Origin of the sequence: Vibrio sp. Vb1337 (genome assembly GCF_033338715.1) — a bacterium.
Taxonomy (GTDB): Bacteria; Pseudomonadota; Gammaproteobacteria; order Enterobacterales; family Vibrionaceae; genus Vibrio; species Vibrio alginolyticus.
In genome coordinates this window covers 1-1,053 of the sequence record NZ_JAWOTD010000263.1, presented here as the reverse complement: position 1 = coordinate 1,053, position 1,053 = coordinate 1, and the positions used below count along the sequence as shown (strand labels likewise).

The 1,053-nt window shown below is 45.5% G+C and carries 1 protein-coding gene; it reads right to left on the bottom strand.

All coding sequences use genetic code 11. The features are described from left to right. Nucleotides 1–1,053 (bottom strand): sulfite reductase flavoprotein subunit alpha (locus R7E42_RS25505; RefSeq protein WP_411978990.1); only part of this gene is annotated, 1,053 nt, incomplete at both ends.

Sequence of the window (1,053 nt, the reverse complement as noted above, 5' to 3'; positions counted from 1 at the left end):
CCATTCCACTTGGTACAAGAAATCTTGTGTGAACGTGCGATCACCAAAGAACAACCAGTTTTTGCCTTCAGCATCGCGGTTTTCACGCTCTTGAATAAAGCTGCGGAATGGCGCAATACCAGTGCCCGGCCCAACCATGATGATCGGTGTATTATCATCTTCTGGCAGTTTGAAGTTATTGTTGTGCTCAACAAATACTTTTACGTCACCGCCTTCTTCTAGACGTTGAGCTAAGAAGCTCGATGCGCCACCGTAACGTTTTTCATCATTGTGGTCATATTCAACCAACCCGACGGTAAGGTGCACTTCTTCATCCACTTCAGCTTGGCTAGAAGCAATAGAGTAAAGACGAGGCGTCAAACGGCGCAACAAACCAACCAACTCACCCGCGGTCAGTTTGGTTTTCTTCTCTGCGAATACATCAACAATTTGAGTGTTGGCTGAGTACTCACGAAGCTTGTCTTTATCTTCCACCAGCTTTTGTAGTTTCTTGCTGCCAGATAACTCGGCAAACTTAGCCACTAGCTGTGGGTTAGATGTCGTGATCTCGAACTTACTCACTAAAGCACTGTGAATAGATAAGCTTTCGCCATCAACGTCAACTGTTTCAACACCAGACAAACCAACTTTGCCTAGAATTTGATTGGCAAGCTCAGAGCTGTTTTCGTACCACACACCCAAAGCATCACCTGGTTGGTATGTCAGACCCGAACCATCTAGATCGATTTCAATATGGCGAACATCTTTACCCGAGTCTCGACCCGTGATCTTTTGGCTGGTGAGGAACGTCGCTGTGTATGGATTTTGTTTGTTGTACTGAGAATGTGAAGCTGCCGCTTGTCCTACAGGAAGTTGAACAATTTCCGCTTCATTGCCAGAAGATAGTGTCTCTTTAACTTTACCTAGCGCATTCTTGCGCCATTCTTCCGCTGCCGCTTCGTAATCAACATCGCAGTCAATACGGTCAATAAAAGACGTCGCGCCCAGTTTTGCTAAATACGTGTCAAAGTCTTTACCAGTTTGGCAGAAGAACTCATAACTAGAATCACCCAA